Genomic DNA, 900 nt, shown 5'->3' with positions numbered 1-900 from the left:
CGGGCAACGTTGCCCAGCACATTGCCGATCCACAGTGGCAGCGGACCCTGTCGGACCTGCGCGTCCGGGCGGCTGCCGGGGCGGTGCGGGCCTTCGAATCCCGGAACCCCGCGGCGCGGGTCTGGGAAACCTGGGGACAGGAGGAACCCGAAATCAGGCACACCCCGCACGGACCGCTGGCGGAACGGTGCACTGTCACCGAACAAGGCCATGGGCGGGTCCTGCTGCGATTCGACAACCACTTTCTGGCCACCGGAGAGGATCGGGCAGGAAACGCTGCTGACCTTCCGCGACCGGTCCACCCTGGCACGGCAGCTGCACGCGGCGGGGTTCAAGGTCAGCGCGGTATGGGGCACCTGGCGGCGCACGCCTTCCGGGGACACGAGCCGATCATGGTGTTCGAGGCGCGGGCGTGGAACTAGGCAACAACGCACTGACGGCGGCACCTTAGCTGAAGGTGCGCCCCGGAGTGCTGGTGTTTATTGGAACGCTAGAACGGGTACTTCTTGGCGGTGCCCTGCACGCCAATCCAGTGGTCGGTGGTGAACTCCTCGATCGCCCACTCGCCGTTGAAGCGCCCCAGCCCGGAGTTCTTCTCCCCGCCGAACATCACGTGCGGTTCATCGTTGGCGGTGATGTCGTTGATGTGCGTCATCCCGGCCTTGATGCCGCGGGCAAAACGCACCCCGCGCTCGATGTCGCTGGTGAACACGGCCGAGGAGAGCCCGAACTCGGTGTCGTTGGCCAGGCGCAGCGCCTCGGCCTCATCCGCCGCCCGGGTAATGCCGACCACCGGCCCGAAGATCTCCTCGCGGAACAGCTCCATTTCCGAGGTCACCTCCGCGAAGACGTGTGGGGCGATGACCCGCCCGGTGATCGGCCCGGCCACCACCGGCCGGG

1 protein-coding gene and 1 pseudogene are annotated in these 900 nt (G+C 67.6%); one reads left to right on the top strand and one right to left on the bottom strand.

The features are described 5' to 3' along the window. A pseudogene (locus JCM19049_RS15690) lies at positions 1-422 on the top strand (class I SAM-dependent methyltransferase); the annotation flags it as partial. Positions 423-490: 68 nt separating this feature from the next. Here the strand turns inward: JCM19049_RS15690 and JCM19049_RS15685 are convergent. Beyond that, on the bottom strand, positions 491-900 hold a 410-nt coding region (locus tag JCM19049_RS15685), incomplete at its 5' end, for an aldehyde dehydrogenase family protein (protein WP_279403386.1).

This window comes from Arthrobacter sp. JCM 19049, assembly GCF_001310435.1.
The sequence above is the reverse complement of the archived record's forward strand: the minus strand, read 5'-3'. Positions and strand labels throughout refer to the sequence as shown.